This is a genomic window from Vitiosangium sp. GDMCC 1.1324 (assembly GCF_003044305.1).
Lineage (GTDB): Bacteria > Myxococcota > Myxococcia > Myxococcales > Myxococcaceae > Archangium.
Map to the genome: position 1 here is coordinate 610,144 of NZ_PZOX01000005.1, position 24,583 is coordinate 634,726.

Annotated in this window: 18 protein-coding genes; 10 read left to right on the forward strand and 8 right to left on the reverse strand. The window is 69.3% G+C overall.

Annotation, left to right across the window (positions count from 1 at the left end; translation table 11 throughout):
• Window positions 1–49 precede the first annotated feature (49 nt).
• From clpB to DAT35_RS18525, 5 genes are all read left to right on the forward strand, one after another.
• Window positions 50–2,653, forward strand: a complete 2,604-nt coding sequence (gene clpB / locus DAT35_RS18505) for an ATP-dependent chaperone ClpB (protein ID WP_108068338.1) — start codon at window positions 50–52, stop codon at window positions 2,651–2,653.
• A gap of 455 nt (window positions 2,654–3,108) precedes the next feature.
• Window positions 3,109–5,178, forward strand: a complete 2,070-nt coding sequence (locus DAT35_RS18510; protein WP_233261540.1) for an RCC1 domain-containing protein — start codon at window positions 3,109–3,111, stop codon at window positions 5,176–5,178.
• A 100-nt stretch (window positions 5,179–5,278) separates the two neighbouring features.
• Window positions 5,279–7,303 carry a TonB-dependent siderophore receptor gene (locus DAT35_RS18515; RefSeq protein WP_158501769.1) on the forward strand — a complete coding sequence of 675 codons (2,025 nt, stop codon included), beginning with the start codon at window positions 5,279–5,281 and terminating at the stop codon, window positions 7,301–7,303.
• 7 nt (window positions 7,304–7,310) lie between these two features.
• Window positions 7,311–7,946: an HmuY family protein gene (locus tag DAT35_RS18520; protein ID WP_108068340.1), complete on the forward strand. Its 636-nt coding sequence runs from the start codon at window positions 7,311–7,313 to the stop codon at window positions 7,944–7,946.
• A 78-nt stretch (window positions 7,947–8,024) separates the two neighbouring features.
• On the forward strand, window positions 8,025–9,248 hold the full coding sequence (locus DAT35_RS18525; protein WP_108068341.1) for a hypothetical protein: 1,224 nt from the start codon (window positions 8,025–8,027) through the stop codon (window positions 9,246–9,248).
• A 9-nt stretch (window positions 9,249–9,257) separates the two neighbouring features.
• Here the strand turns inward: DAT35_RS18525 and DAT35_RS18530 are convergent, their stop codons facing one another.
• Genes DAT35_RS18530 through DAT35_RS18540 form a run of 3 tightly spaced genes read right to left on the reverse strand, consistent with a single transcriptional unit; the run spans window position 9,258 to window position 12,309 of the window.
• Entirely contained in the window at window positions 9,258–9,596 is a 339-nt protein-coding gene (locus DAT35_RS18530) for a hypothetical protein (protein WP_108068342.1), read from the reverse strand.
• Between the two features lie 23 nt (window positions 9,597–9,619).
• Window positions 9,620–11,440 carry a chloride channel protein gene (locus tag DAT35_RS18535; protein WP_108068343.1) on the reverse strand — a complete coding sequence of 607 codons (1,821 nt, stop codon included), beginning with the start codon at window positions 11,438–11,440 and terminating at the stop codon, window positions 9,620–9,622.
• Between the two features lie 53 nt (window positions 11,441–11,493).
• Window positions 11,494–12,309 carry a sigma-70 family RNA polymerase sigma factor gene (locus DAT35_RS18540; protein WP_108068344.1) on the reverse strand — a complete coding sequence of 272 codons (816 nt, stop codon included), beginning with the start codon at window positions 12,307–12,309 and terminating at the stop codon, window positions 11,494–11,496.
• A gap of 208 nt (window positions 12,310–12,517) precedes the next feature.
• Here DAT35_RS18540 and DAT35_RS18545 point away from each other — a divergent pair, with 208 nt between their 5' ends.
• Together DAT35_RS18545 and DAT35_RS18550 are read left to right on the forward strand one after the other, a co-directional pair.
• The gene (locus tag DAT35_RS18545; RefSeq protein WP_108068345.1) at window positions 12,518–12,943 is read left to right on the forward strand and encodes a YeeE/YedE family protein; all 426 of its coding nucleotides are present in this window, start codon (window positions 12,518–12,520) and stop codon (window positions 12,941–12,943) included.
• Window positions 12,940–13,419 carry a YeeE/YedE family protein gene (locus DAT35_RS18550; protein ID WP_108068346.1) on the forward strand — a complete coding sequence of 160 codons (480 nt, stop codon included), beginning with the start codon at window positions 12,940–12,942 and terminating at the stop codon, window positions 13,417–13,419. The genes DAT35_RS18545 and DAT35_RS18550 overlap by 4 nt, the downstream gene beginning before the upstream one ends.
• A gap of 31 nt (window positions 13,420–13,450) precedes the next feature.
• Here DAT35_RS18550 and DAT35_RS18555 read toward each other — a convergent pair whose 3' ends face one another.
• The 3 genes from DAT35_RS18555 to DAT35_RS18565 all read right to left on the reverse strand — a co-directional run bounded on the left by DAT35_RS18555 (window position 13,451) and on the right by DAT35_RS18565 (window position 18,138).
• The gene (locus DAT35_RS18555) at window positions 13,451–15,577 is read right to left on the reverse strand and encodes a hypothetical protein (RefSeq protein ID WP_108068347.1); all 2,127 of its coding nucleotides are present in this window, start codon (window positions 15,575–15,577) and stop codon (window positions 13,451–13,453) included.
• Between the two features lie 82 nt (window positions 15,578–15,659).
• Window positions 15,660–16,091, reverse strand: a complete 432-nt coding sequence (locus DAT35_RS18560) for a DUF1634 domain-containing protein (protein ID WP_108068459.1) — start codon at window positions 16,089–16,091, stop codon at window positions 15,660–15,662.
• A 148-nt stretch (window positions 16,092–16,239) separates the two neighbouring features.
• The gene (locus tag DAT35_RS18565; RefSeq protein ID WP_199242934.1) at window positions 16,240–18,138 is read right to left on the reverse strand and encodes an SPFH domain-containing protein; all 1,899 of its coding nucleotides are present in this window, start codon (window positions 18,136–18,138) and stop codon (window positions 16,240–16,242) included.
• Between the two features lie 144 nt (window positions 18,139–18,282).
• On the opposite strand from DAT35_RS18565, the gene DAT35_RS18570 reads away from it, so the two are divergent.
• Complete coding sequence (locus DAT35_RS18570) at window positions 18,283–19,623, forward strand: sigma-54-dependent Fis family transcriptional regulator (RefSeq protein ID WP_158501770.1); 1,341 nt, start codon at window positions 18,283–18,285, stop codon at window positions 19,621–19,623.
• A 54-nt stretch (window positions 19,624–19,677) separates the two neighbouring features.
• Here the strand turns inward: DAT35_RS18570 and DAT35_RS18575 are convergent, their stop codons facing one another.
• Both DAT35_RS18575 and DAT35_RS18580 read right to left on the reverse strand, forming a co-directional pair.
• Complete coding sequence (locus tag DAT35_RS18575) at window positions 19,678–20,709, reverse strand: tetratricopeptide repeat protein (RefSeq protein WP_146209767.1); 1,032 nt, start codon at window positions 20,707–20,709, stop codon at window positions 19,678–19,680.
• Between the two features lie 75 nt (window positions 20,710–20,784).
• Window positions 20,785–21,474, reverse strand: coding sequence for a GNAT family N-acetyltransferase (locus tag DAT35_RS18580; RefSeq protein ID WP_108068350.1), 690 nt, complete (start codon window positions 21,472–21,474; stop codon window positions 20,785–20,787).
• A 276-nt stretch (window positions 21,475–21,750) separates the two neighbouring features.
• Here DAT35_RS18580 and DAT35_RS18585 point away from each other — a divergent pair, with 276 nt between their 5' ends.
• Window positions 21,751–22,830 (forward strand): hypothetical protein, encoded by a 1,080-nt coding sequence (locus DAT35_RS18585; protein WP_108068351.1) that lies wholly within the window; start codon window positions 21,751–21,753, stop codon window positions 22,828–22,830.
• A 115-nt stretch (window positions 22,831–22,945) separates the two neighbouring features.
• Complete coding sequence (locus DAT35_RS18590) at window positions 22,946–24,577, forward strand: hypothetical protein (protein ID WP_108068352.1); 1,632 nt, start codon at window positions 22,946–22,948, stop codon at window positions 24,575–24,577.
• The last annotated feature ends 6 nt before the right edge of the window (window positions 24,578–24,583 follow it).

Below are 24,583 nucleotides of genomic sequence, written 5' to 3' on the forward strand. Positions count from 1 at the left end.
GGGCCCCCCGAGTCCTTGCCAAGGGATCTTCGGCCCTTACGTTGGGTTCATGCGACTCGACAAATACACGGTCAAGGCCCAAGAGGCCATTCAAGAAGGGCAGTCGCTGGCCCGGCGCGCCGAGAATCCGAACTACGAACCGGAGCACCTGGCGACAGCGCTGCTCGGACAGAAGGACGGCATCGTCGAGCCTCTGCTTCGCAAGATTGGCGTGGATGTCAAGCTGTTCGCCTCCCGGTTGGGCGAGGCGCTCCAGAAACTGCCACGCATGCAGGGCGGCGAGAGCGCCATGCTCAGCCAGCGGTTGCTGAAGGTCTTCGACAAGGCCGAGGACGAGGCCAAGTCCCTCAAGGACGACTTCATCTCCAGCGAGCACCTGGTGCTGGCCCTCACGCAGGACAAGGGGGCCGTGGGTGAGGTGATGAAGTCCTCGGGCGTGACGCGCGATCGCGTGCTCTCCAGCCTGAAGGAGGTGCGCGGAACCGGCCGGGTGACGAGCCAGGACGCCGAGTCCACCTATCAGGCCCTGGAGAAGTACGGGCGGGATCTCACGGACGCGGCGCGGGCCGGGAAATTGGATCCCGTCATCGGCCGGGACGAGGAGATCCGCCGCTGCATCCAGGTGCTGAGCCGGCGCACGAAGAACAATCCGGTGCTCATCGGTGAGCCGGGCGTGGGCAAGACGGCCATCGTCGAGGGCCTGGCGCGGCGCATCATCGACGGAGACGTGCCCGAGGGCCTGAAGAACAAGCGGCTGGTGACGCTGGACCTGGGCGCGATGGTGGCCGGGGCCAAGTACCGCGGCGAGTTCGAGGAGCGCCTCAAGGCCGTGCTCAAGGAGGTGGCGGACGCGGCGGGGGAGATCATCCTCTTCATCGACGAGTTGCACACCCTGGTGGGCGCGGGCAAGGCCGAGGGCGCGATGGACGCGGGCAACATGCTCAAGCCGGCCCTGGCGCGCGGTGAGCTGCACTGCATCGGCGCGACCACGCTGGACGAGTACCGCAAGCACATCGAGAAGGACGCGGCCCTGGAGCGGCGCTTCCAGCCGGTGATGGTGGGCGAGCCCACGGTGCACGACACCATCAGCATCCTGCGAGGCCTCAAGGAGCGCTACGAGGTGCACCACCACGTGCGCATCCAGGACTCCGCGCTGGTGGCGGCGGCCAACCTGTCCAACCGCTACATCTCCGACCGCTTCCTGCCGGACAAGGCCATCGACCTCGTCGACGAGGCATGCAGCCGCCTGCGCATCGAGATCGACTCGATGCCCACGGAGATCGACGACGTGCGGCGCAAGGTCACCCAACTGGAGATCGAGCGCGAGGGCCTGCGCAAGGAGAAGGATCCGCACTCCAAGGAGCGGCTGGCGCAGATTGAAAAGGAGCTGGCGGACCTCAACGAGCGCTTCAACGCGCTGAAGACCCACTGGGATCAGGAGAAGAAGGCCATCAGCGGGATTGGCGTGCTGAAGGAGAAGCTGGAGAAGGCGAAGAACGACCAGGCGGCGGCCGAGCGGCAGGGCGACTTCAACAAGGCCGCGGAGATCAAGTACGGCGTCATCCCCGGCCTGGAGAAGGAGGTCACCCAGCAGAACGCGAAGCTGGCCGAGCTGCAGAAGAGCCACAAGTTCCTCAAGGAGGAGGTGGACGCGGAGGACATCGCCGCCGTGGTGGGCAAGTGGACGGGCATCCCCGTCTCGCGGCTCATGGAGGGCGAGGTCCAGAAGCTGGTGCACATGGAGGATCGGCTCGCGAAGCGGGTCATCGGCCAGCGCAGCGCCATCGAGGCGGTGAGCAACGCGGTACGCCGGGCGCGCTCCGGGTTGCAGGACCCCAACCGCCCCATCGGCTCGTTCATCTTCCTGGGCCCCACGGGCGTGGGAAAGACGGAGACGGCCAAGGCGCTGGCGGAGTTCCTCTTCGACGATGACAGCGCGATGGTGCGCATCGACATGTCCGAGTACATGGAGAAGCACTCCGTAGCCCGGCTGGTGGGCGCACCTCCGGGGTATGTCGGCTACGAGGAGGGCGGTCAGCTCACCGAGGCGGTGCGGCGCCGGCCGTACACGGTGGTCCTGTTCGATGAGATCGAGAAGGCCCACCCGGACGTCTTCAACATGCTGCTGCAGATCCTCGACGAGGGCCGGCTGACGGACAGCCAGGGGAGGACCGTGGACTTCAAGAACACGGTGCTCATCATGACGAGCAACGTCGGCTCGCAGGCCCTGCAGGAGGGGATGGCGGGCAAGGAGGAGCTGGACGAGGCGACGCGCAACGACGTGCTGGGCATTCTGCGCCAGCACTTCCGGCCGGAGTTCCTCAACCGCGTGGATGAGATCATCATCTTCGAGCCACTGCGGAAGAAGGACATCCAAAGCATCGTCGACATCCAGGTGGCGAGGTTGCAGAAGCTGCTGTCGGACAAGCGGCTGACGCTGGAGCTGACGGAGAAGGCCGAGGCGTTCCTCGCCGAGCGCGGCTACGACCCGACGTACGGGGCCCGGCCTCTGAAGCGGGCCATCCAGAAGTACCTGATGGATCCGCTGGCGCTGAAGGTGCTGGGCGGCGAGTACGTGCCCGGAGACCACATCGTGGTGGACGTGAGCAAGGACGCGCTGAGCTTCGGCAAGGGCTCGGCGAAGGCCGCGTAACCCATCCCTGGCTTCTCCATACGAGAGGGCCTCGGGTCTCTGGACCCGGGGCCCTTTCGCGTTTCCCGACCTCGCCTTCCAGTGCCGTAAACGGTCACCCCTCGACGAAAAACGTCACTGCACTCCTGGCACGCACAAGCCGTGCTCCGTGATTGCAAGGGCTTGCCTGACTGCCTGCTCTGGCACGACCCCTGCTGAGCGGCGCTCGGCGCACGAGATCCTTCCAGGTCGTTAGCAGCGGTCGGTGACCGTCAGGGCCTCGTGTTGCCTGAAGCGCCAAGTGGGGATCGAGAGAGGATGACATGCAACGAAGAGGAAACCATTGGAGCTCACTACTGGCGCCGTTGCTCGGCATCATGTTGTGGACGGGTTCCGCGGCGGGCGCGGACGCCAGGCACGCGGAATGCCCACCGAAGCCGCTGGTGCCGGCCTCACGAGACACGATCTCGGCCAGCATGCTGAATGCGCTCGCGGTGCACCCGGATGGCACCGTCTGGGCCTGGGGCAACAACCAGGAGGGCCAACTCGGGGATGGAACCACCGAGACCCGGTACGCGCCGCAGCGGGTGAAGAATCTCTCGGACGTGGTGGCCGTGGCGAACGGCGAATTCCACAGCCTGGCACTGCGCCGGGACGGCACCGTCTGGGCCTGGGGCAACAACTCCTTCGGCCAGCTCGGCACCGGTCTGCCGGGAAGAAACCTCACTCCGGTCCAGGTTCCGGACCTGACGGATGTGGTCGCCATCGAGGCAAGTGCCTACTTCTCGCTGGCACTGCGCCGGGACGGCACCGTCTGGTCCTGGGGCGACAATGGCTACGGCCAGCTCGGTGATGGGACGAAAGACATGCGGTCCTCGCCCGTGCGGGTGCAGGGACTGGAGAACGTGGCGGACATCGCCGCCGGCTACCGCCACAGTCTGGCAGTGGACCAGGATGGCACCGTCTGGTCCTGGGGCCACAATGGCTCCGGCCAGCTCGGTGACGGGACGACCGCGCAGCGCAACACGCCCGCCCCGGTGCCGGGCCTGACGGACGTGGTCACCCTCGAGGCGGGAAACTTCCACTCGCTGGCACTGCGCCAGGACGGCACCGTCTGGGCCTGGGGCCACAATGGCTACGGCCAGCTCGGTGATGGGACGACCACGCAGCGCAACACGCCCGCCCCGGTGCCGGGCCTGACGAACGTGGTCACCCTCGAGGCGGGGGACTATCACTCGCTGGCACTGCGCCAGGACAGCACCGCGTGGTCCTGGGGCTTCAATGTCCTCGGCCAGCTCGGTGATGGGACGACCACTCATCGCAACACGCCCGTACAGGTCTCGAAGCTCGAGGACGCGGTGGCCATCGGCGCGGGCAGCAACCAATCGCTGGCCATGCGCGCCAATGGCACCCTGTTGGGCTGGGGAGACAACTCCATGGGCCAGCTCGGGACGGGCTCCAACTTCCGAGACACCCCCGTGCGGCTCAAGGCCGTGAAGCATGGAGTGACCGCCTCGCTCACCCTCCATGCCCTCGTGCTGCGCGAGGATGGCACCGTGTCGTCCTGGGGCTTCAACCTCGATGGCCAGCTCGGGGATGGGACGAAGTCCACGCGCGCCGAACCGGGACAGGTGCTCGGTATCGCGGACGCGGTCGCCGTGGAGACCGCGAGGTCCAACTCGTTCGTGCTGGGCTCGGACGGCACCGTGTGGGCCTGGGGCAGCAACTCCTCCGGCCAGCTCGGGGATGGAACGCGCACCTCCCGGATCACCCCCCTGCCCGTGCAGGGATTGACGAACGTCACCGCCCTGACGAGCAATGGGGATCATGTCCTGGCGTTGCGCCAGGATGGCACGGTGTGGAGCTGGGGCGGCAACACCGCTGGCCAGCTCGGAAACGGAACGACGAGCCCCAGTCTCACGCCCGCCCAGATCCAGGGCCTGTCGGACATCGTGGCCGTCGCGTCCGGCTCCTTCCGCTCGATGGCGCTGCGCCGCGACGGCACCGTGTGGGCCTGGGGCGCCAACAACTTCGGCCAGAACGGAGACACAACGACGAGCCGCCATCTCACGCCCGTCCAGGTCCAGGGTCTGTCGGACGTCGTGGCCATCGCGACCGACTACGGCCACTCGCTGGCGCTGCACGCCGATGGCACCGCGTCGGCCTGGGGCTACAACAACTATGGTCAGCTCGGGGACACGTTGGAGACCAGCCGAAGCATCCCGGCACGAGTACCGGGCCTGACGAACGTGTCGAGCATCGCCGTGGGGAGCCTGCACAGCCTGGCACTGCGCGAGGATGGGACCGTCTGGGCCTGGGGCTACAACGGGTATGGCCAGCTCGGTGATGGAACCCTGGCGCCCCGGCACATGCCAGCACCCGTCCCGGGGCTGAAGCACATGAGGGCCATCGCAGCGGCTGGCGACAACTCCCTGGCCATCCGCAAGAATGGCGAGCTGTTCAGCTGGGGGAGCAACTGGTTCCTCACGATTGGAGATGGAGTGGGCTTCGCCCACACCGTCCCGGCGCCTGTGCTGATGCCATAGCGGCGGAGCGCCAGGGCCACACCGGAGGGGCAGGCAGCCTCCCCCGGTGTGGCCCGCCGCCCCCATTGACGGCAAGGGGCATCCGGCCGAGAGTCGGCCCGTGATTCTCCCCCTGGTGGCCGCCCTCGTGGTGAGCCAGCCGATCGACCCCCAGCAGCCCGGCGCGGGCGTCCCCAGTCCGGACGTCGTCGGGCCATCCATCTCCGAACCCACCCCTCCCCCGGCCCCGCCCGAGCCCGAGGAGACCGACCGGCGCAAGCAGACGGTCGTCACCTCCTCGCGCGCCGAGCGCAAGCTGGAGGACGCGGTGGTGGCCACCGAGGTCATCACCCGCAAGCAGATCGACGCCGTCGGCGCCAGGGATCTGGGTCAGCTCCTCCAGCAACACCCGGGTGTGGAGCTCGTCCACAACTTCCGGGGCACCGGCCTGCGTCTGCAAGGTTTGGATCCGGAGTACGTGCTCGTGCTCGTCGACGGCGAGCGCGTGAGCGGCCGCGTGGGCACCACGCTCGACCTGGGACGCTTCAACCTGCGCGACGTGGAGCGGGTGGAGATCGTCAAGGGACCGGCGGCGGCGCTCTACGGTGCGGACGCCATCGGCGGCGTGGTGAACCTCATCACCCGCCGCGTGCAGCGCCCGCTGGAGCTCGACGCCCGGGGCTCGTTCGGCACGTTGTTGGAAGGTGACTTCCGCGCGAACGCCGGCACGAAGCAGGGTCCCTTCGAGGTGCGCGTGGGCGGCGGCTACCGCACCCGCAACCCCTACGACTGGGTGCCCGCGGACGCGGCGACGAGCGGCGCGGGCCTCCAACGGGTCGATGGGGATGTGGCCCTCGCCTATGCGCCGGACGAGCGCTCCCGTCTGTGGCTGCGCAGCCAGTACAACCTGCGCAACGAGAACGCCGTCGATCTCAACCCCTCGGGCGCCGTGCTCGACCGGCGGCAGCGGCAGGAGCAGTTCGACGTCTCGCTCGGCGGAGGAAAGCAGCTCGCCGGCGGCACCTCGCTGCTCGTCCGGGGACACTTCGGCCTGTTCCGCGAGCAGCTCCTGCAGGACCAGCGCGGCTCGCGGGCGCTCGACGACTACTCGCAGAACTTCACCCGGCTCTACGAGGGCGTCGCCCAGGCAGATCACCACCTGGGCGACCACACGCTCACCGGTGGCATCGAAGTGCTCGGCGAGCGGCTCACGTCCATGCGGCTCGAGCAGAGCCCCGTGAGCCGCATCCGGGGCGGTGCCTTCCTCCAGGACGAGTGGGATGTGGCGCTGTCCTCGGACGGCTCGGGGCCGAAGCTCAAGGTGGCGCCGGGCTTCCGCTTCGACCTGGACTCTCAGTTCGGCGGAGCACCTTCACCTCGGCTCGCCATCAAGCTGGACACCAGCCCCGCCCTCACGGTGCGCGCCTCGGTGGGACTCGGGTTCCGCCCGCCGTCCTTCCAGGAGCTGTACCTGCGCTTCTCCAACCCGGGCATCGGCTACATCGTCGCGGGCAACCGCGACCTCCAACCCGAGCACTCGGCGGCGGTGAACGTCGGCGTGGACTGGCGCCCGCCCATCGACGGGTGGCTCCTCTCCGCGAGCGGCTTCCACACCCGGCTCAACAACCTCATCAACGTCACCGCCACCGGCGAGCCCAACCCGGATGATCCGGTGACCTACAACTACGAGAACGTGGCCCGGGCGTACACGCAGGGCTTCGAGCTCAACGGGCGCTTCCGCCTGCCCGTGCGCTCGACGTACCTGGACCTGGGGTACATGTTCCTCGACGCGAAGGACCTCACGCGCGACCGCCCGCTGGAGGGCCGCTCGCGGCATCGCGTCAACGCGCAGCTCTCCACGCGCTACCGACCGCTCGACCTCGAGGCCACCGTGCGCGGCTCGTGGGTGAGCGGCCGGCCGTACTACCTCGGCTCGGATGGCGGCATGGCCAACGTGCTCGGCTTCGGCGAGGAGCAGCGGGTGTGGTCGCCCGCGTATTTCGATCTCGAGGCCAAGGTCGCCTACCGGCTGCGCAGCGGGTTCGAGGTCTTCGTCAACGGCTACAACCTGCTCAACGCGGGAGACCAGCAGTTCAACCCGCGGCCGCCGCGAGGCGTGCTGGGCGGCGTCCAGTGGGAGTACTGAGGTCCACATGCGGATGCGAATACACGAGACGGTGCTGCTGCTCGGGCTCGCGGTGGCGGGCTGCGCTCCGGACCTGCGCGAGGACTACCCGTTCGACGGCCAGGCCACCACCGGGCAGCTCGTCGAGGTGACGGCGCAGGAAGACGGGAGCCGCGTCGCCATCATCGACGCGACGAACAAGTCCGCCACGGTCTTCTTCGACATCGACGAGGGCCGCGAAATGAAGGTCGACGAGGCCTTCGACACCAACGGGTGGGATCTGTCCTTCCAGCGCTACGTCATCACGATGAACGGTGGAGGCGGCAACCCGACGGGTGAGGTGCAGGTCGCGGTGCTCGAGGGCGAGAGCTGGGACGCGCTTACGACGGCCCCAACCCAGGGCTATCAGCAGGACGCCTCGGAGCCGGTGTTCAGCGGCGTCGAGGGCGGCTGGTACGCCTACGACATCGTCCAGCACAAGCTCGTCACCCGCGACGGGCTGCTGTACGTGGTGCGCAGCAGCCGCGGGCAGTTCTTCAAGCTGCAAATGCTCTCGTACTACGACAGCGCTGGCACCCCGGCGCGTCTGTCATTTCGCTACCAACAATTGCAGCGCCCAACCATTGCAACCACCACCAATGGCATACCAACAATGACAGACTGAGCGTCACGAAATTGTTTCAGCGCGAGGGGCCCGGCCGGCACTACATCGCCGCGCATCTTCATCTCGGAGCCCCCCACCTTGAAACGAAGCACCCTCGTCGTCCTCGCTACACTCGCATCGAGCGCCGCGCTGGCGCAGGCCACCGACACCTCCACCGCGTCCGCTCCGGCCACCCAGCCGCAGGAGACGGCGCCCACCTCCCCCACCGGCGCGCAGTTGCCGCCTCCGGAAAAGACGGAGTCGGGCAAGGACACCACGACCACCAAGCCCGAGGCCAAGGCCACGAGCTGGACCGAGCGCGTGAAGCTGTCGGGCAAGGCCTACCTCCGCTACTCCTACGAGCTGGACGGGCCGTCCAAGAACGCCAACCAGTTCGCGCTCGATCGGCTCTACCTCCAGGGCGAATACCAGCTCACCGACAACTCGCGCTTCCAGGTGACGCTGGACGCCGGTGACACCCGCAACAGCGGCACCAACAGCGTCTTCTTCGCCGAGGCCAAGTATGTCTTCCTCGAGTTGAAGAACCTGCTCGGCGCGGGCTCGTGGTTGCGCGCGGGGATGATCCCGCTGGCGTGGGTGCCCTACGCGGAGGACTTGTGGGGCTACCGCTTGCAGGGCCCCGTGGCGCTGGACCGGTTCGGCTACATCGCCTCGTCGGACCTGGGCCTGGCCCTGGGCGGTGCACTGCCTTCCAAGCACGGCAGCTGGCAGGTCAACGTGAACAACGGCGAGGGATTCCGGGTCGCGGAGATCGCCAAGCGCAAGGAGGTCCAGGCGCGCCTCACGCTCAATCCGCTCGCCTCGATGGGTGGACTGGCCGCCGGCCTCTTCGTCACCGGGTACGGCTCCTATGGCGAGTACGACGACGCGGGACTCGGAGCGCGCGTGAAGAGCCGGGTCATCGGCGAGATCGGGCTCCAGAGCCAGCCGCTCACCCTGGCGGCCGACTACTTCGTCGTCCGCGACTCCCAGCCCAAGGTGAGTGGCCGCTTCACGGTGGGGCCCGAGAGCATCGTGCACGGCCAGGGCCTCAGCGTCTTCGGCGTGCTCAACGTGGGGGCATTCGCTCCGGCCGTCAGCGGGCTCGACCTGCTGGCCCGCTATGATCTGCTGGATCCCGACACGACGCTCGACCACAACGACACCCGGGTGCTCATCGCTGGCGTGGGCTACCGGTTCAACGGCTTCGTCAAGGGACTGGTCGACTACGAAAGCCAGGGCTACGGCGCCGACGTCGGCGGCCCCGGTACCCACAAGCCCACGGAGAGCCGCATCAAGCTCCAGACCGAAGTGCGGTTCTGAAGCGCGGTTCTAATGGCCCTGCGCAGGCGGGGGCTCCTGCTTCAGCGGCACTGGAGGCACGGGAGTCCCCGCCCCCGAGCCCCCGCTGCCCGAGCCCTCGCCGCCCGAACCCGAAGGCACCTCGGGCAGGGGCCAACCGAAGAAGAGTGGCCACCCCCGGTAGACGTCTGGAGAGACTCCCGTTGGCTGGGAAGCCTGTGGGCTCCCTGGCACGGCCTGAGCCTGGGGAACTGGCGCGTGGGCTGAAGCCTTCTGCACCTCGGGAGGTGTCCGCACCAGGACGTAGATGAGGATCACGCTCAGCAGGCTCAGCGCCACGATGCTCCACGCGCGCACTCTCTCGTCCATCCCAACGTCTCCGGCGCACTCCGTCAGAACTGCCCTCTCTGCAACACGTCACTCTTGGAAACCGTCCCCAGCAGGCGCCGGTCGCGATCCACCACGGGCAAGCGCTCGAGCGTCGTCTTCCCGAAGCTCCTGGCCACCTCGGCCAGGGAGAAGCTCGGGGTGATGACGGGCACGTTCACGTCCATCACGTCCGCGGCTACCGTGGCCTCCAGAAGGGTGTGGTCCGGCAGGTGCCCCTTGAGCGCATCGAGCACGATGACCCCCAGCAGACGGCCCTGCGAATCCGTGACGTAGAGGTCCGCACCAGGAGGCTGCTCGAGCAGCAGCACCACCACCTCCTGGAAGGGCGCCGAGGGGTTGATCCGCTGTTCCACGGGCTTCAACAAGGCACGGGCCCCCTCCTCGCGCAGCCACTGGGGGACGGTCGCGGGCATCCGCACGTTGCGGCGGTTGAGCACCGAGGTGTAGAGCGACTCTGGCTCCAGCCAGCGGCTCACCACCGCGGAGATCACCGCGCAGAGCATCAACGGGAGGATGAGATCGTAGTCCGCCGTCATCTCGAAGATGAGGAGCACGGAGGACACGGACGCATGCGTCGTGCCCGCGAGCACGGCCACCATGCCCAGCAGCGCATAGGCCCCACTCGGAGCCCCACCGGGCCACAGCACCCCGACCCCCGCTCCGAAGGCGCCTCCCAGCAGGGCACCGTAGAAGAGTGACGGGGTGAAGAGACCACCAGGAACGCCCGCGCCCGCGCACAACGATGTGGCCAGGAGCTTCGCCAGCGGGAGCATCGCGAGCAGGAGCAACGGCATCTTCCCGAGCAGCGCCGCGTTCACCGAGTCGTAGCCGTTACCGAGGAGATACGGCAGCCAGATGGCGGCCAGGCCCACCAGGCTCATGGCCACCAGGGGCAGGAAGGGCTGGAGCCAGTCGGGTGCCCGGGCCAGGCTGTCGGACAGCAGATTGATGCCACGCACGTAGAGGGCGGAGGCGGCTCCCATCAGCACGCCCAGCAGGAGCGCGAGCATCAATTCGCGCGGGTGTGTCAGCACGTAGTGCGGGATGACGTAGATGGGACGGTCGGCGACGAAGGCGCGCGACACGAGCGTCGCGACCACGCAGGAGACGACGATGGGGCCGAACAGCTCGAGCGCGAAGCTGCCCAGCAACACCTCGAGTCCGAAGAGCGCGGCCCCGATGGGGGCGTTGTAGGCGGAGGCGATGCCCGCCGCGGCCCCACACGCCACCAGGAGGCGAGCCTGCCCCGAGGGGAGCCTCAACCGATGGGCGAGAGCGGAGCCGCTGGCGGCCCCCGTCGAGAGGAGCGCACCCTCGCGGCCCAGCGGCGCCCCCAGTGCCACCGCGATGATCGACACGAAGCCCCGGAAGAGCGCTCGCAAGAGAGACAGGCGGCCCGCCTTCACCCAGATGGACTCGATGATGCCCGCGGTCCCATGCCCGCGCAGGGGTTGCCCGACGAGCAGGGTCATCAGGGACACGAGCGCTCCGCCCAGCACCGGCACGAGGAAGCGGCGCCAGGGGGGTGAGGCGATGACGCCCGCGAGGAACCCCTCCACCTCGCTGCGCCAGAAGAGGTGCTGGGTGAAGCGGAGCACCTTGAGGAGCACCACCGCTCCCAGGCCAGAGATGAGGCCCACCGCGACGACGAGCCCCCAGAAGCGATTCTCCGCCCTTGCCAGGCCGCGCAGGATGCCGCCAAGCGGGGGAGATGTGCGCCGGGGGAGCTCCGCCTCGGGAAACGAAGTCGTCCGCTCGGAGGGGTGCTCGGAGTGGTGAAGGATGCCCACGCCACAGGAAGGTAGGAAGCGCGCTCGGGACATGCCTGCCCTCACGCTCTTCCGCCCGCCCCCCGAGGGAGCACCCCGGGCCCGTCTCACGGCTGCCGGGACGTGGCTCCAAGGAGCGCCTGCCGCACCGCCGCGCGCACGGGCCCGGGCACCTCGTCACCCGGGATGCGCCGGCACAAGGACACCGTGCGCTTGAGGGCCTCACAGGCCTGGGCACATCGCGGACAGCGCGACAGGTGTTCCTCGATGCGCACGCAGGTGGCTTGATCGATCTCCTGGGCCGCGTACTCCGAGAGTTCCTGGGAAAGCTCCGGACACCCGGGACCGGCCACCTGCCGCTCGTCACCCAGGAGGGTGGCCAGGTGCTCTCGAAGCTGGAGGCGCGCCCGGTGCAACCGGCTCTTGAGGGCCCCCACTTCGATTCCCACCACACGCGCGGCCTCCTCGGCGGAGAGGCCCTCCACGTCCCGGAGGATGAGCACCTCGCGGAGGCTCTCGGGCAACGCGGCCATGGCCGCCTGCAACACCTCTCCCATCTGCCTGGCGTGCGAGACCTCGTCGGGCGTGCTCCGCTCGGAGGGAACGAGGTTCGCGGCGGGCGAGTCGAGCGGCTGGAAGTCCTCGGGAGCCCCCACCCGCCGGCGCCGCAAGCGCGAGCACCAGGTGCGCGCCACCAGGTAGAGCCAGGTGGACAGCTCCGCCTCCCCTCGGAAGGAGTGGAGCCCTCGGAAGGCGGCCAGCAACGTCTCCTGGAGGACCTCCCTGGCGTCCTCCTCCGAGCCGCACATGCGCAGCCCGAACCGGTACACCTGATGCTCGTGCCGGGCGAGCAGCTCGTCCAGCGCCTTCTCGTCTCCGGCCCTCGCAGCCTCCATCAGCTCCACATCCGTCCTGCCTGCCATCGTGCCCTTCCCTCGTCTCGGACGTCTCTCATCCTGGCCCGGTTCGGGGTGATGAATCCTTTTCGCAGGCTCCTGGCTCTCACAGGGCAGAGACCTGAACGATGATTTTCCGCCAGCTTTTCGACCCCGAATCCTCCACCTGACCAGGCGCCATTGTGATGCGCATCCCTCGACCCCCTCATCCCTCAACCCCCTCAGGTGGCATCGAATGACCCCGATGGTATTTCCCCTCCTGGGAGGCGCCCTCCTCGGGCTGAGCGCCTCCCTCTTGCTGCTCTTCAACGGCCGTGTCGCTGGCATCAGCGGCATCGCTGGCGGGCTGCTTCCCCCCACGCGTGGAGAACTCGGCTGGCGGCTGGCGTTCCTCGCGGGCCTCGTGGCCGGAGGCCTGTTGCTGCGCGTCCTCTGGCCCGCGTCGCTGGAGTCCTCCGCCCGCCCCGGAGCCATCGGGTTGGTGGTGGCGGGCCTGCTCGTCGGCTTCGGCACGCGGCTGGGCAGCGGCTGCACCAGCGGCCACGGAGTGTGCGGACTGGCCCGTGGCGCCACACGTTCCCTCGTGGCCACCCTCACCTTCATGGCAACGGGGGCCCTCACCGTCTTCGTCGTGCGCCACGTGCTGGGAGGTGGCCAGTGAAGGCCGTGTGGACCGCGGGAATCGCCGGGCTCCTCTTCGCCCTGGGTCTCGGGCTGGGCGGCATGACGCAACCCTCCCGGGTGCTGGGCTTCCTGGACGTGACGGGGGCGTGGGATCCCTCACTGGCCTTCGTCATGGCGGGCGCGCTCGGCGTGCACGCCGTCCTCCAACGCCTCATCCGCCGCCGGAAGGCGCCCGTGCTGGCCGCCCACTTCCCTGCCATCTCCCGAACGCGAGTGGACGGGCGCCTCGTCACCGGGGCCGCGCTGTTCGGCGTGGGCTGGGGGCTCGCCGGTTACTGCCCGGGCCCCGCCTTCACCGCGCTGGCGACCGGCGGCAGGGAGGCAGTGCTGTTCACCCTCTCCATGCTGGGCGGGATGCTCCTCTTCACGGCGTGGGAGCGCGCCTCGGCTCCGGTCCCGGATGCCGCGGGCAGGGAGGTGCGGCACGCCACCGCGAGCGACAACGGGCGGTAGCGGGAGGGCCACGGCTGGCGCTCTGCGCCACTCAACCGGCCGGTGCACTCACCGGAGGGCGCTGTTGCACCGGAGCGACGACCTGTGGCGGGCGCTGCCTCACGGCATCGAGGTCCTGCACCAGGCGCCGGTACAGCGCGCTCCGGCCGAGCCGGATGTCACGAGCGGCCCCCTGGACGGGGACGAAGTGCCCCTTGCCTCCCTTGAAGAGCCGGGCGAAGGGGTGCGGCAGCCGCCGGAGCTCTTCCAGGTCCGAGTGGAGGGTCCGCTCCAGGGCGTCCGGCGAATCGGCCCGGATGGAGCCGACGAGCGACATCAACTCGCGCGCCACCTGCCGGCTGGCGGCGGTCTCTCCTTCGGCCAGCTCATCCGATAGCTGACGGGCCGCGGTGTACTCGTCATAGAGGGCATCCAGGTTCTGGCGGAGCGTGGCCATGAGGGTCCGCCAGACCTCGGTCTCCGGCAGAGCCCCGGTCGGATCCGCGCGCGTGCGGACGGCCGCGAGCACGCGCTCGGTGGTGGTCGCGTCGAGCTGCTCCTTCACCCCGCCCGGGCTGGAGCCCTCGAATGCCGCGACGACGGGGGAGGTGTCGATGGTGAGGGACGCGGGCGCCTGGCCGACACCGCGTGAGCAGACGGCCTCGAGCGTCATACGCAGCGCGGGCTCCGCGACGGGCTCGCCACGACACAGGCCCTGCTCGCGGCACGCATCCAACAGCTCGCCCCGCTTGCGCCCGAGGCTCGCCACCAACGACTCGATGGAGGGCAGACCCCCACAGCGCAGAGGGTGCGGCAGGTCGTCCGCGTCGAAGGCACATGCCGGAGCGGCGCCGAGGAAGGCCTGGGAGGCCCGCTGGAACCGCTCGCGCAGCTCGCGCTCCTGCTTGCAGGACGACGGGCCCCCGACGGGCAATGACGCCAGGGTCTCCAGCTCCCGCCGGTACTTCACGAGCGCCTCGCCAAGCGCGAAGAGGTCGGACCGGGGCTTGCTCTCGAGCACGGCCCGCGCCGTCCGACAGGGGAGGCTCTCGACAGGGAGCTGGGTGTCGCCGCGCCCGCAGACCTCCCCGTGGATGCTCGCCAACTCGTACACCCGCACCGCCATCTCCTCCCGTCCGAGTTCCGACTGGAGACGCTCGAGCGCATTGCGCAAGCGCAGGAAGCGCGGCTGATGGGCCGCGGCGAGCCCCTCCACCGGACAGCGCTCCGCGAGCCCCGGCTTCCCGCTCCAGGCGCCTTGCTCCAGCGCCGCCGCGCACTCCCGGGAGAACACCGTCGCCGGCAGCGGCTCCACCTGGAGGCGCGCGAACACGGCGAACTCCGGATAGCGGCTGCCGCTCGCGCTCACACGGAGCTGGCCGTCCCGCACCTCGTGCGTGGAGGCGAAGTCCTCGGCGGAACCATCCGCCTCCGTCACCACCACCACCTGCGAGCCCAGCACCCCACCGCAAGTCAACGGACTGTCCCGGCACGCCTGGAGCCGCTTCAGGACGAGGGGCTGACCGAGCTGCTCGTCCGTCTGTTCGATCCACGCCAGCGCGCGGTCCGACGACTTCTTGAAGCCATCCCCCGCTTCGTCGCCCATCACGCCCGTGATGGCGCCCCTGGCCCTCGCCGTCGCGGCTCCCAGCAGATCCTCGAAGAGCTGTCTGCCGAACGAGGGAAGCAGCGCCACACCGATGGAGATCTCCACGTGGTCATCCACCGGCATCGGAGCCGAGATGGGAATGCCGAAGCGCGCCGCCACGGGCCCTTGCGCCGAATCGGCCCCGGCCAGGCGCACCTCGGCCTTCTTTCCGTCCTCCCCCGTGGGCTCGATAGCCACTCCACGCCCCTGCTCGTCCACGAGCAGGTACGCCTTGCGGGACTGCCCCCCGGCGCTCACCACCACGGTGATCTTCTGCACGGAGTTGAAGATCAGCCGCCAGGGCAGTCCGCGCGCGGCGGGCTCCTGGAAGCCGAGTTCGACCGAGGCGTAGAGCGGCATCCCGGCGGGGAAGGTGACCTGCTTCAGCTCGCGCGCCGTGGCGTGCCGCCAGTCCAGGGTATCCAGTGCCTTCGCCTCGGGACGGAGGGTCAGGGCCACCACACCGGCGCGGGCCTGACTACAGACCAGAAGGCTCGCGACCAGGAGGTAGCGGATCAACGGATGGCGCATGAGATCCCTCGGGGGAGCAAGAGGGGGGAACGACCCTTTCCCCAACGGACGTGCCGCTACTTTATTCACTCGAGCCGCCCGCTCACTCACCCTTGCCGAGCACGAAGGACAGGAGCAGGAGGCAGAGCACCCCGAACGTCACCGCCATGAAGAGGCGGTCGCGCTGACGACCAAAGACGAGGAGTGAGAGGGCTACACGGACAACCGGTGTGGCGATCAACACCATCAGTCCCACCATCACCAAGGCCTGCCCCCGGATGGCCTCCACGCCCGCGAGCACGTCCGAGAGCGAATGAGGCGCATGCTCCGGGGCGGTGAGACGCCGGAGGGCCTGCGCGGAGGAGAAGTAGTCGGGGTGGTGGAAGAAGGTCACCACCATGCCGACGGACACCAGCGAGAGGCTGAGCACCACGCCGAAGCGCAGCAGGTTGCTGATGAGCAGCTCGGGGCCCGTGGACTCGCGAGCCAGTTCCGGCGCGGTGGATTTCGCCTGGACGGTGGAAGGCTCGCTCACGAGCTCGGCCCCTTGCGCGGCATGATCGAGGTCACATCCTTCTCCCTGGCCCGGCGAGGTGCAAACTCCGCGCACCCTCGCCGAGCCCGCCTGTCTGCTCCAGTCCGGTAGAGGACAAGGCCCGCCCTGGAGCGAAGCCGGCCCGACCTCAGGCCTTGGGTTCGGGCGCGGGCAGGGACGGGTTCATCCCCTGGGAACTGGCCACCAGCATGCGCCCGAGCAGCGCCTCCGTCAGCCCGCCGCTGCCCGCCCCGCCCACGGCGATGTCCGGCACCAGCTTCACGTGGTGCTCGCCCAGGATGCTGGCCACCTGCACCGCGGTGTAGGCCGTGGGGCCCAGGGCCTCCTGGCCCTGACGGTGGGCCTCGGCCTTCGCGGAGCCCACCTTGAGCACCAGCTCCGACTCGGCCTCGGCCCGGGCGGAGCCCACCCTGCGCACCGACTCGGCCTCCGCCTCCGCCTTCGCCAGGCCCACCATGCGCACCGACTCGGCCTCCGCCTCCGCCTTCGCCCTCACCGACGCCGCATCACCACGAGCCGACTCCACCTGCGCCCGAGCGTTCTGCTCGCTGATGCGCACCTGCTGCTCGCTGCGCACCACCTCCGCCTGGATGTTGGCGATGGCCAGCTCGCGCTGCAGATCCTGCCGCTTCATCTCCGCCAACCGCTGCACCTCGTAGGTGCGCTGCAGCTCCTCGGCGATCTTCCGGTCCGTCTGCGTCTTCATCAGCTCCGCGGGCGGCACGATGTCGCCAATGAGCGTGTCGATGCACTCCACGTCATACGCCTGGATGGCCTTCTTGATGGCCTCGAAGGCCTGCTTCTGCCGCTCGCTGCGCGCGGAGAGGAACTCCAGCACCGTCACCTCCTGCGCCGAGTTGCGGAAGTAGTTGCCCACCGTGGGCTGGAGCACGTGGTCCACCAGGTTCTGCATGCTGCCCACCCGCGAGATGACGCGCGGCGCGTTCTTCACGCCGATGTGGATGATCTGCGACACGTCCAGGCTGAAGCTGAACCCATCCTTGCTGCGCACCAGGATGCTGGAGAGCTTGTCGTCGTAGTGGTGCGCCTCCGTGCGGTTGGCCCAGTTGAGAACGATGTTGGTGGTGGGCACCAGCTCCACCTTCATCACCCGCATGTTGAGCGGGTGCTTGCCGGGCAGCAGCGGCTCCACCCACACGCCCTTGTGCCCGCGCTCCACCAGGTCTCCGTGCGTGAACGCGTCACCGGACACGTCCACGTGCTCGCTGCCCACGTAGGACACCACCACGCCCACGTAGCCGATGGGAATCTCCGTCAGGGAGATGAGCTCCACCTGCACGAACCACGGGTTGAGGTTCCACGAGCCCGACATCAACACCTCCTCCTGGAGGCCACGGCAGCCGCCCGCGTCGATGAAGGCCTGCGGGCTCTGGAAGCTGTCATGGCGCGCGGCCACGGGGCCGGCCAGGTCACCCGGAGGCACCGGCTTGCCGTCCAGCACCGTGACGATGCCCACGCGATCCGGCGGCACCTGGAAGACACGGAGCTGGGCCGGGTGCATGCCGTGCTTCTCCGCGTTGGCGCTCCTCACCACCTCGAAGAGCGCGGGGTTGATGCGGTAGTGGCCCGCGGTGAGGAAGCCGCTCTGCCGGCCGCGCTCGCCCTCGTTGGAGAGGAACGCCTCCGCGTCCTGGTAGTTGTCGCACTCCACCTCGCGCCCGAGGATGCGCTCGCTGGGCAGCGGCGCGCCGTCCTTGGCCACCACGAGCGCCACCTCTCCCTGCGGGACGATGATGAGCGGCACTCGCTCCACCTTGTACTGCCAGCGCCACAGGCCGTAGTGCCAACCCGGAGGCAGCATCCGCGCCTGGTAGCCGGCCTCGCCCGAGCGGGCGATGAGCCGCCCCGGAGGCAGCGGCCGCCCGAAGCGCCGGATGACGAGCCCGGACTCGCCCTCGCGGATGACCCAGGTGCCAAGCATGAAGATGACCCAGAACGTCACGCCGGACAGCAGCAGCAACGCCGCGCCGACGAACAGGGGATGGGTCGGGATGAAGTCGAACATGGGGGGACGTTTCCTTTCGGGTGTTGCCCACCGGAAGTGCATCCGCCCTGCCAAAGCCAACCCCTTGGATTTCCTCGGGCCGCGCTCGCGCTCCAGCGTCTGGACCGAATTGGATTTCGGTTCGGCCGGTGTTCCAATGACGCCATGGCCACCATCCTCTGGGAGGGCGCTGCCCCTCCGCCCTCGCTGTCCGCACAGCTCGCCGCCGAGGGCCACCAGCTCGTCACGAAAGGTGCCGCCGGGCTCTCCGTGGTGTGCACCGCCTCGGCCCGGGTGCCCTCGCCTTCCGCCACGGGCCTGCCATGGGTCTGGGCCTGCCGCACGCGCATCCCCTCCCTGCTCACCACCGAGGCGGCCCTGGCCGGAGCCTATGACTCGGTGTGGCTCGGCGCCGAGGACGGACCCCGCCGGCTGCTGGCCCGGCTCGCGGAGCTGGCCACCCCCGAGCCGGCTCCCGAGTCCGCGCCCACCTTCGTGGCCCGCAGCGCCGCGGCCCGCGCCACGCTTCATCAAATCGCCCGCGCCGCCCGCACCTCCCAGCCCGTGCTCATCACTGGAGAGACAGGCTCCGGCAAAGAGGTGACGGCGCGGCTGCTACACACCCTCGGCGAGCGCCGCGCCGGACGCTTCGTCCCCATCAACTGCGCCGCCATCCCCAACGAGCTGATGGAGGGAGAGCTGTTCGGCTACGCCAAGGGTGCCTTCTCCGGCGCCACGCGAGGCTTCGACGGGCAGCTCATGGCGGCCGAGGGCGGCACCGTGTTCCTCGATGAGATCGACGACACGCCCCTGTCCCTGCAGATGAAGCTGCTGCGCGTGCTGGAGGACCGGGTGGTGACGCGCCTGGGCGAGTCCGAGCCGAAGCAGGTGGACTTCCGCATCGTCGCCGCCACCAACAGGGATCTGCGCGAGCTCATCGCCCGGGGCGTCTTCGGCGCGGACCTCTACGAGCGCCTGGCCATCGTCAGCATCCAGCTCCCTCCGCTACGCGAGCGGTTGGAGGACCTGCCCGTGCTGCTCGAGCACTTCATCACCCGCTTCCAGCGCGAGGAGCCCTCCGCGCCACGAGGGCCGGTGCACGTGACCCCCGAGGCGCTCGCCGCGCTCGAGGCCTATCCGTGGCCGGGCAACATCCGCGAGTTGCGCAACGTCATCTTCGAGGTGCTCGTCTACAAGCGGGTGGGTGAGGAGATCCTCCCCTCGGACCTGCCGAAGCGAGTGCTGCGCCGGGGCGTGGAGCACGCGGCGAGCGGCGGCCGTGACGCGGCAGCCATGGGGCGAGCCATGGACGCGGGGAGCTTCAACCTGCGCGCGGAGGTGGAAGCCCTGGAGCGGCTGGCCCTGACGCTCGCCCTGGAACGAACCGGGGGCAATGCCTCGCGCTCTGCGGCGCTGCTGGGCGAGGTGGGCCGGGGCCGCTCCGCCGATCCGGGCGCCACCGTGCGCGCGATGATGCGCCGGTTCGGCATCTCCGGCCGCCGCTGAGCGCTCGCGCCCCTTCCGGGGAACCACCGGGCCAGCCCTTCGCATCTCCGGGACTCAGCCGCCCGTGGAGCCTTCTCCCTGGCCGTCGGTGCGCCCGAGCCGTGAGGCCGCCTTCTTCGCCGCGGCGCTCTGCGGGTCGCGCTCGAGCGCGAGCCTCCAGGCCTCCTGGGCTCGAGCCCCCTGCCCGAGCCGCTCGAGACAATCGCCCCATGCGAGCAACGCACCACCCCCCTGCCCCTTGTACGGATGCGAAGCCCCGGCCTCGAAGTGACGCGCGGCCTCCTCCAGCCGCCCCGCCGCCAGGGCGATCTGCCCGAGCATGAACAACCCGTTCCGGGTGCTCGCGGCCCGGCGCGCGAGTGACAACCCCTCGCGGGCCGACTTCTCGGCCTCGTCGTACCGCTGGAGTACCCGCAGCACCGCGGCACGGGTGAAGGCCACCTCGCTCCAATACACGCGGGGCAGGTCCCGGCGATCCAACTGGTCCATGGCCGCGAGTGCCTCGGCGCCGCGCCCGGTGTGCGCCAGGATCCACCCCCGTTGCAGGAGGATCGCATGCCGCAGGAGTGGCTCGTCCGCTTCCGTTTCCTCGACGGCCCGGAGCCGCTCGCTGGCGGCCGTCCAGTCGCCGAGGTTGTAGAGCGCCTCGCAGAGATTGAGCTGCACCAAGTCCCGCTGCTCATCGGGCCCCAGCTCCACCGCGAGGTCCTCCTCCGGGTGCTCCCAACGCCGCTCCACGTCGAGCGCCTCGCGGTAGAGGCCCGCGTTGATGAAGGTGTTGATGGCGGTATTGGCGAGCCCCCAATCCCCCGCGGCCCGGGCCTCGTCCGCGAGGAGCCATGCCATCTCGACGGCTCGCGCGGTGTCTCCGAGCGCCTCGTGGGCATGAACCCGGAGCTGGAGCAGCGACCGCCTCATGAGCCTGTCGGGGCGCAACAGCTCGATGGCGCGGGTGATGCGGAGGGTGCCGCGATAGGTCCCCCAGTGGAAGCTACACTCCTCCGCCAGCGCGAAGAGCGCGGAGATGGCCGGCTGCCGCAGCAGTACGACGACCATGAGGAGGAGAATGAAGGCGAGCCAGGACATGAAGGGAGGCGCGCCAGAGCCTACCGCATGGAGTGCGCACGCAGCAGTCTCGCCGGCCGCGGAGGCCATCCCGTCTCAAGGGGAGCGGGCCTCCTCCGGGTAGGACTCCGGTGGAGACGTGCGCGGCAGCACGCGCCTCCGGCACGTGGGCCCGATGAGCGTGAGCGCCCCCTGCGCCGCGAGCGCCAGCAACGCGCGCATCAGCTCGTACCCGCCCCGAGTGGGCGCGGACAGCGGCACACGGAAACACAGCGCGTCCTCGTCCTGCTCGGGCTCACAGGGGGCGAGCGTCTGGACGAGCTTGTACATGGCCAGGTTGCCGGCCAGCACCCGGAACTCGAAGCACTCCACGCCGCGCTCGCTCGCCGCCTCCACCAGCCGGTCCATCAAGATGCGGCCGAGCCCCTTTCCCTGGGCGTCGTCCACCACGGTGATGGCGACCTCGGCGACCTCGGGGGTCTGCTCCAGCCGGAAGAACCGGGCAACCCCCAGCCCCACTTCCTTCCCGGCCGGGCTCCTCGCCACCGCCCCGAGCGCCACGTGCCGTTCCCCATCCGCGCTCGTGAGGTAGAGCAGCTCGTCCGCGGACAGGCGGGGCTTGGCGGACAGGAAACGCTGGAAACGCGAGCGCGGGGAGAGCCGCTCGAAGCCGTCCCGCAGCAGCGGGGCGTCCTCGGGCCGCACCATCCGCAGCTCGGCCCACGTCCCATCCGCGAGCGCCAGCCGCTCACGGTATCGAGGGTGGAAACGACGGTAGGGCTGCATGACGGACCTCCGGGGTGTCCCGGCAAGGTGAGATGGATGCCGCAGCGCGGCAAGCCACCCCGGACCCCACTTCGGACCGCTGGGCGGTAGCGGACAGCGGGTGCGTCAAACTCTCGGCAATTCACGACAGACCAGACAAATGAACTGACGGCCAGGAGACCCTTTCCGTGACTCGGAGCACCGGAATCGGCCGCGCCGCGCCGATCCCAAAAGCCCGGTCTCCCCCAATATGTCTGGAGGCTTGCTCCGGCCCCTCGCCGGAGCCGGAGGACGATCATGGCGATGAATCGGTGGATGACGGCGGCGTGCGCCGCGGCGATGGCCAGTGCCGGCTGTACCAAGAGCGAGGTGGACCCGGAGGCGACCATCACGCTCACCGGCAAGGTGCTCAAGGAGGACAAGCAGCCCCTGGCCAACACACTCCTGCACATCAACCGCAGCACCAACTCGGAGTGCATCTTCAGCTTCTTCGGCGGCATCGACTGGAAGTCCGTGAAGACGAGCGCCGATGGCTCCTTCACCCAGGAGTTGCTGGGAGACGACACCCGGAGCGGAAGCCTGGCGCGCTGCTTCGAGCTGCAGGTTCCGGGAGGCGGGGCCAACAGCTACCTGTACGCCCAGTTCCTCATCCAGAGCGAGAACGTGCAGCTGCCCACGCTCCAGCAGTGGAGCGGCACGCCCTCGGCGGTGGCCGCCGCGGATGGGGCGAGCGTGTCCTTCAAGGACATCTCCGCCACCCAGGACGGGGTCACCGGGGAGCATGTCCTCCACGTGGAGACGAAGTCGTCTGGCTCGGTCTGGACGGTGACCTCGGCGCACTCGCCGGTGCTGCTGAACGACGATCTGCTCGAGGACGCAGCGGACCTCGAGGCCTATGTCTCCGTCTACCGCAAGGTCGAGGGCAGCAAGGCGTCCTTCACGATCTACAACCAGGGCGAGACCGTGGCCTTGCCCCGGCGCTCGCGCGTGCCGGCCAGTCGTGGCGCGAGCTGCACCTACGCTGGTGCACCGGCCACCTGCCCGTTGACGGATGGAAATCTCTCCTCCGGCGCGAGCTTCCAACAGGACGTTCGCGAGGTGGTCATCCAGTTGCCGAAGCCCAAGGTGCTGCGCAAGGCCGTGCTGCGCAACCTCGGGATGTCCCTGACTCCGAGCGAGCTGGTCCTCGAGGGCAGCAGTGATGGCACCCAGTGGGTGGGGCTGGCCAACCTGCTCGAGGGCACGAACGCAGTGCGCACGTTCATCGAGGTGCCGCTGAGCAACCCGGCTCCGCTGAGCCACGTGCGACTGCGCGCCACCTCGCCGAACAGCGACTTCCGGCTCTACTGGCTCAGCGAGCTGTCCCTCTTCGAGTAGCCACGGGCGCTTGCAGTAGGATGCGGGGGTGTCCCGGGAAGCCGTTGCTAAATAAACGGCTCCCCCCTCCGTCCAGGGCACTGATCCCACTTTTCCATCCGTGTCCTCTACTCGCATGCGCTCCCATCCCCTGGCCTCGCAGCTCTCCCCGCTCCTCGCCCTCCTGATACTGAGTGGCTGTAACACCGCCTACCGGGAGGCCCTCTCCCAGGCCAAGGAGGCGGCCGCTCGCGGCGACTTCATGACCGCCGCCCGCGCCTACCGCTCGGCCTGCGCCGCCTCTCCCGATGACGAGGTGGCCTGTACGCGCGTCCCCATCTTCGCGGAGAAGGCGACGACCCAGGCCATCGCGGCCGCTCGCCCGCCGTGCGAATCGGGTGACCTCGACCGGTGCATCCCGCCCCTGCTCGACTCCCTGGACCTCATCCCCCAGCACCCCGAGGCCACCGCGATGCTGGAGAAGGCCAGCCAGCTCCACACGGAGCGCTGCACCAGCAAGTGGAAGGCCGAGGGCTCGCTGAACACGGAGGTGGCCGGACTGGCCTGCCTGCAGTCCCGTGGCCACCAGTTCCGACTGCCGAGCTACCAGGCGCTCCTCTCCGAGCGCGCCACCCGGCTGGCCTCGCGCTTCGCCGAGCTCGCCACCACCGCGCGAAACAAGGGGACTCCGGGGGCCGCCGCCGTGCTGTGGTCCACCGCGCAGTGCCTCGCGCCGGACCCGGGCACCCTCGCGTGGAGCCAGCAGACCTACCAGGAGTTCCTCACCCAGAGCGCCATTCCCGTGGCCACCCGCCTTGACGGCTCGATCGCGCCCCAGGTCGCCTCGGGGCTCACCGGCCTGTGCCAGCGCCTGTCCTCGGGACTGCCTCCCTGGGCGCGGTGCGCGGAGGCCGGAACGGTGCCGGGCCAGCCGATGCCGCTTGAGCTCCAGGTGGACGCCATCATCCAGCGTGTCGTGGAGAACGTCAGCGAGGACCTGCGCAGCGTGAACTACATCAGTGGCACGCGGCGCGTGCGCAACCCTGCCTACCACACGGCCGAGGAGCGCCTCGAGCACGCCGAGCGCTCGTACCGGAGGGCCGACAAGATGAGGAACTACAGGGACGAGGCGTGCGACAAGGAGAAGAAGACGCACGATGCGGGCTGCGTCGGGTGCACCGACCCCAACGACAAGAACAACAAGAATAAGAAGACCGCCTGCGACGAGGCCCGGGAGCTCCACGCGGCCTACGACAGCGCGGCGCAAGAGCTCGGCGCGGCGCGCACGAACCTGTCCAACACGCCCGAGTTCATGGTTGAGGAAGTGCACGACACGTTCACCTACTCCGTGCTGACCCATCGCTGGTCGTCGGGCTTCCGCTTCACGCTCCAGACGAACACCCCGGGCGCTCCCGCTCCCGCGCCGCAACAGGGAGAGCTGCGCTTCCAGGACCAGGAGCATGTGGGCTTCAGCCCGGCTAAAATCCAGGCGGATCCGCTGGAGGTCCCGAACCCCTGGGCCTATTCGGATGCCTTCCTCCGGGAGCTGGCGCCCCACGTGTTCGCGGCGGTGCAGCAGGACGGCAGGGTCCGGGGCGCCCAGCGCCGCACCCAGTGCGCCGAGCTGCCGGCGAACTGGAGCACCCCCTGGGTGCAGTGCTGGGCCGAGGCCACGCTCTGGGAGGGCGGCCAGGAGCCCCAGCCGAATGGGTTCCTCCAGCTCCTGGCCAGCAACGCTGGCGCGTCCGAACAACCCATGTGCCGCTGAGTGGCG

Coding starts and splice junctions, on each gene's coding strand:
- DAT35_RS18535 (WP_108068343.1), bottom strand. CDS start 11,440: ATGTCCCGAGCGCGCTTCCTACCTTCCTGTGGCGTGGGCATCCTTCAC.
- DAT35_RS18530 (WP_108068342.1), bottom strand. CDS start 9,596: ATGGACGAGAGAGTGCGCGCGTGGAGCATCGTGGCGCTGAGCCTGCTG.
- DAT35_RS18590 (WP_108068352.1), top strand. CDS start 22,946: ATGCGCTCCCATCCCCTGGCCTCGCAGCTCTCCCCGCTCCTCGCCCTC.
- DAT35_RS18520 (WP_108068340.1), top strand. CDS start 7,311: ATGCGGATGCGAATACACGAGACGGTGCTGCTGCTCGGGCTCGCGGTG.
- DAT35_RS18575 (WP_146209767.1), bottom strand. CDS start 20,709: ATGTCCTGGCTCGCCTTCATTCTCCTCCTCATGGTCGTCGTACTGCTG.
- DAT35_RS18580 (WP_108068350.1), bottom strand. CDS start 21,474: ATGCAGCCCTACCGTCGTTTCCACCCTCGATACCGTGAGCGGCTGGCG.
- DAT35_RS18565 (WP_199242934.1), bottom strand. CDS start 18,138: ATGTTCGACTTCATCCCGACCCATCCCCTGTTCGTCGGCGCGGCGTTG.
- DAT35_RS18585 (WP_108068351.1), top strand. CDS start 21,751: ATGGCGATGAATCGGTGGATGACGGCGGCGTGCGCCGCGGCGATGGCC.
- clpB (WP_108068338.1), top strand. CDS start 50: ATGCGACTCGACAAATACACGGTCAAGGCCCAAGAGGCCATTCAAGAA.
- DAT35_RS18510 (WP_233261540.1), top strand. CDS start 3,109: ATGCTGAATGCGCTCGCGGTGCACCCGGATGGCACCGTCTGGGCCTGG.
- DAT35_RS18545 (WP_108068345.1), top strand. CDS start 12,518: ATGACCCCGATGGTATTTCCCCTCCTGGGAGGCGCCCTCCTCGGGCTG.
- DAT35_RS18570 (WP_158501770.1), top strand. CDS start 18,283: ATGGCCACCATCCTCTGGGAGGGCGCTGCCCCTCCGCCCTCGCTGTCC.
- DAT35_RS18555 (WP_108068347.1), bottom strand. CDS start 15,577: ATGCGCCATCCGTTGATCCGCTACCTCCTGGTCGCGAGCCTTCTGGTC.
- DAT35_RS18540 (WP_108068344.1), bottom strand. CDS start 12,309: ATGGCAGGCAGGACGGATGTGGAGCTGATGGAGGCTGCGAGGGCCGGA.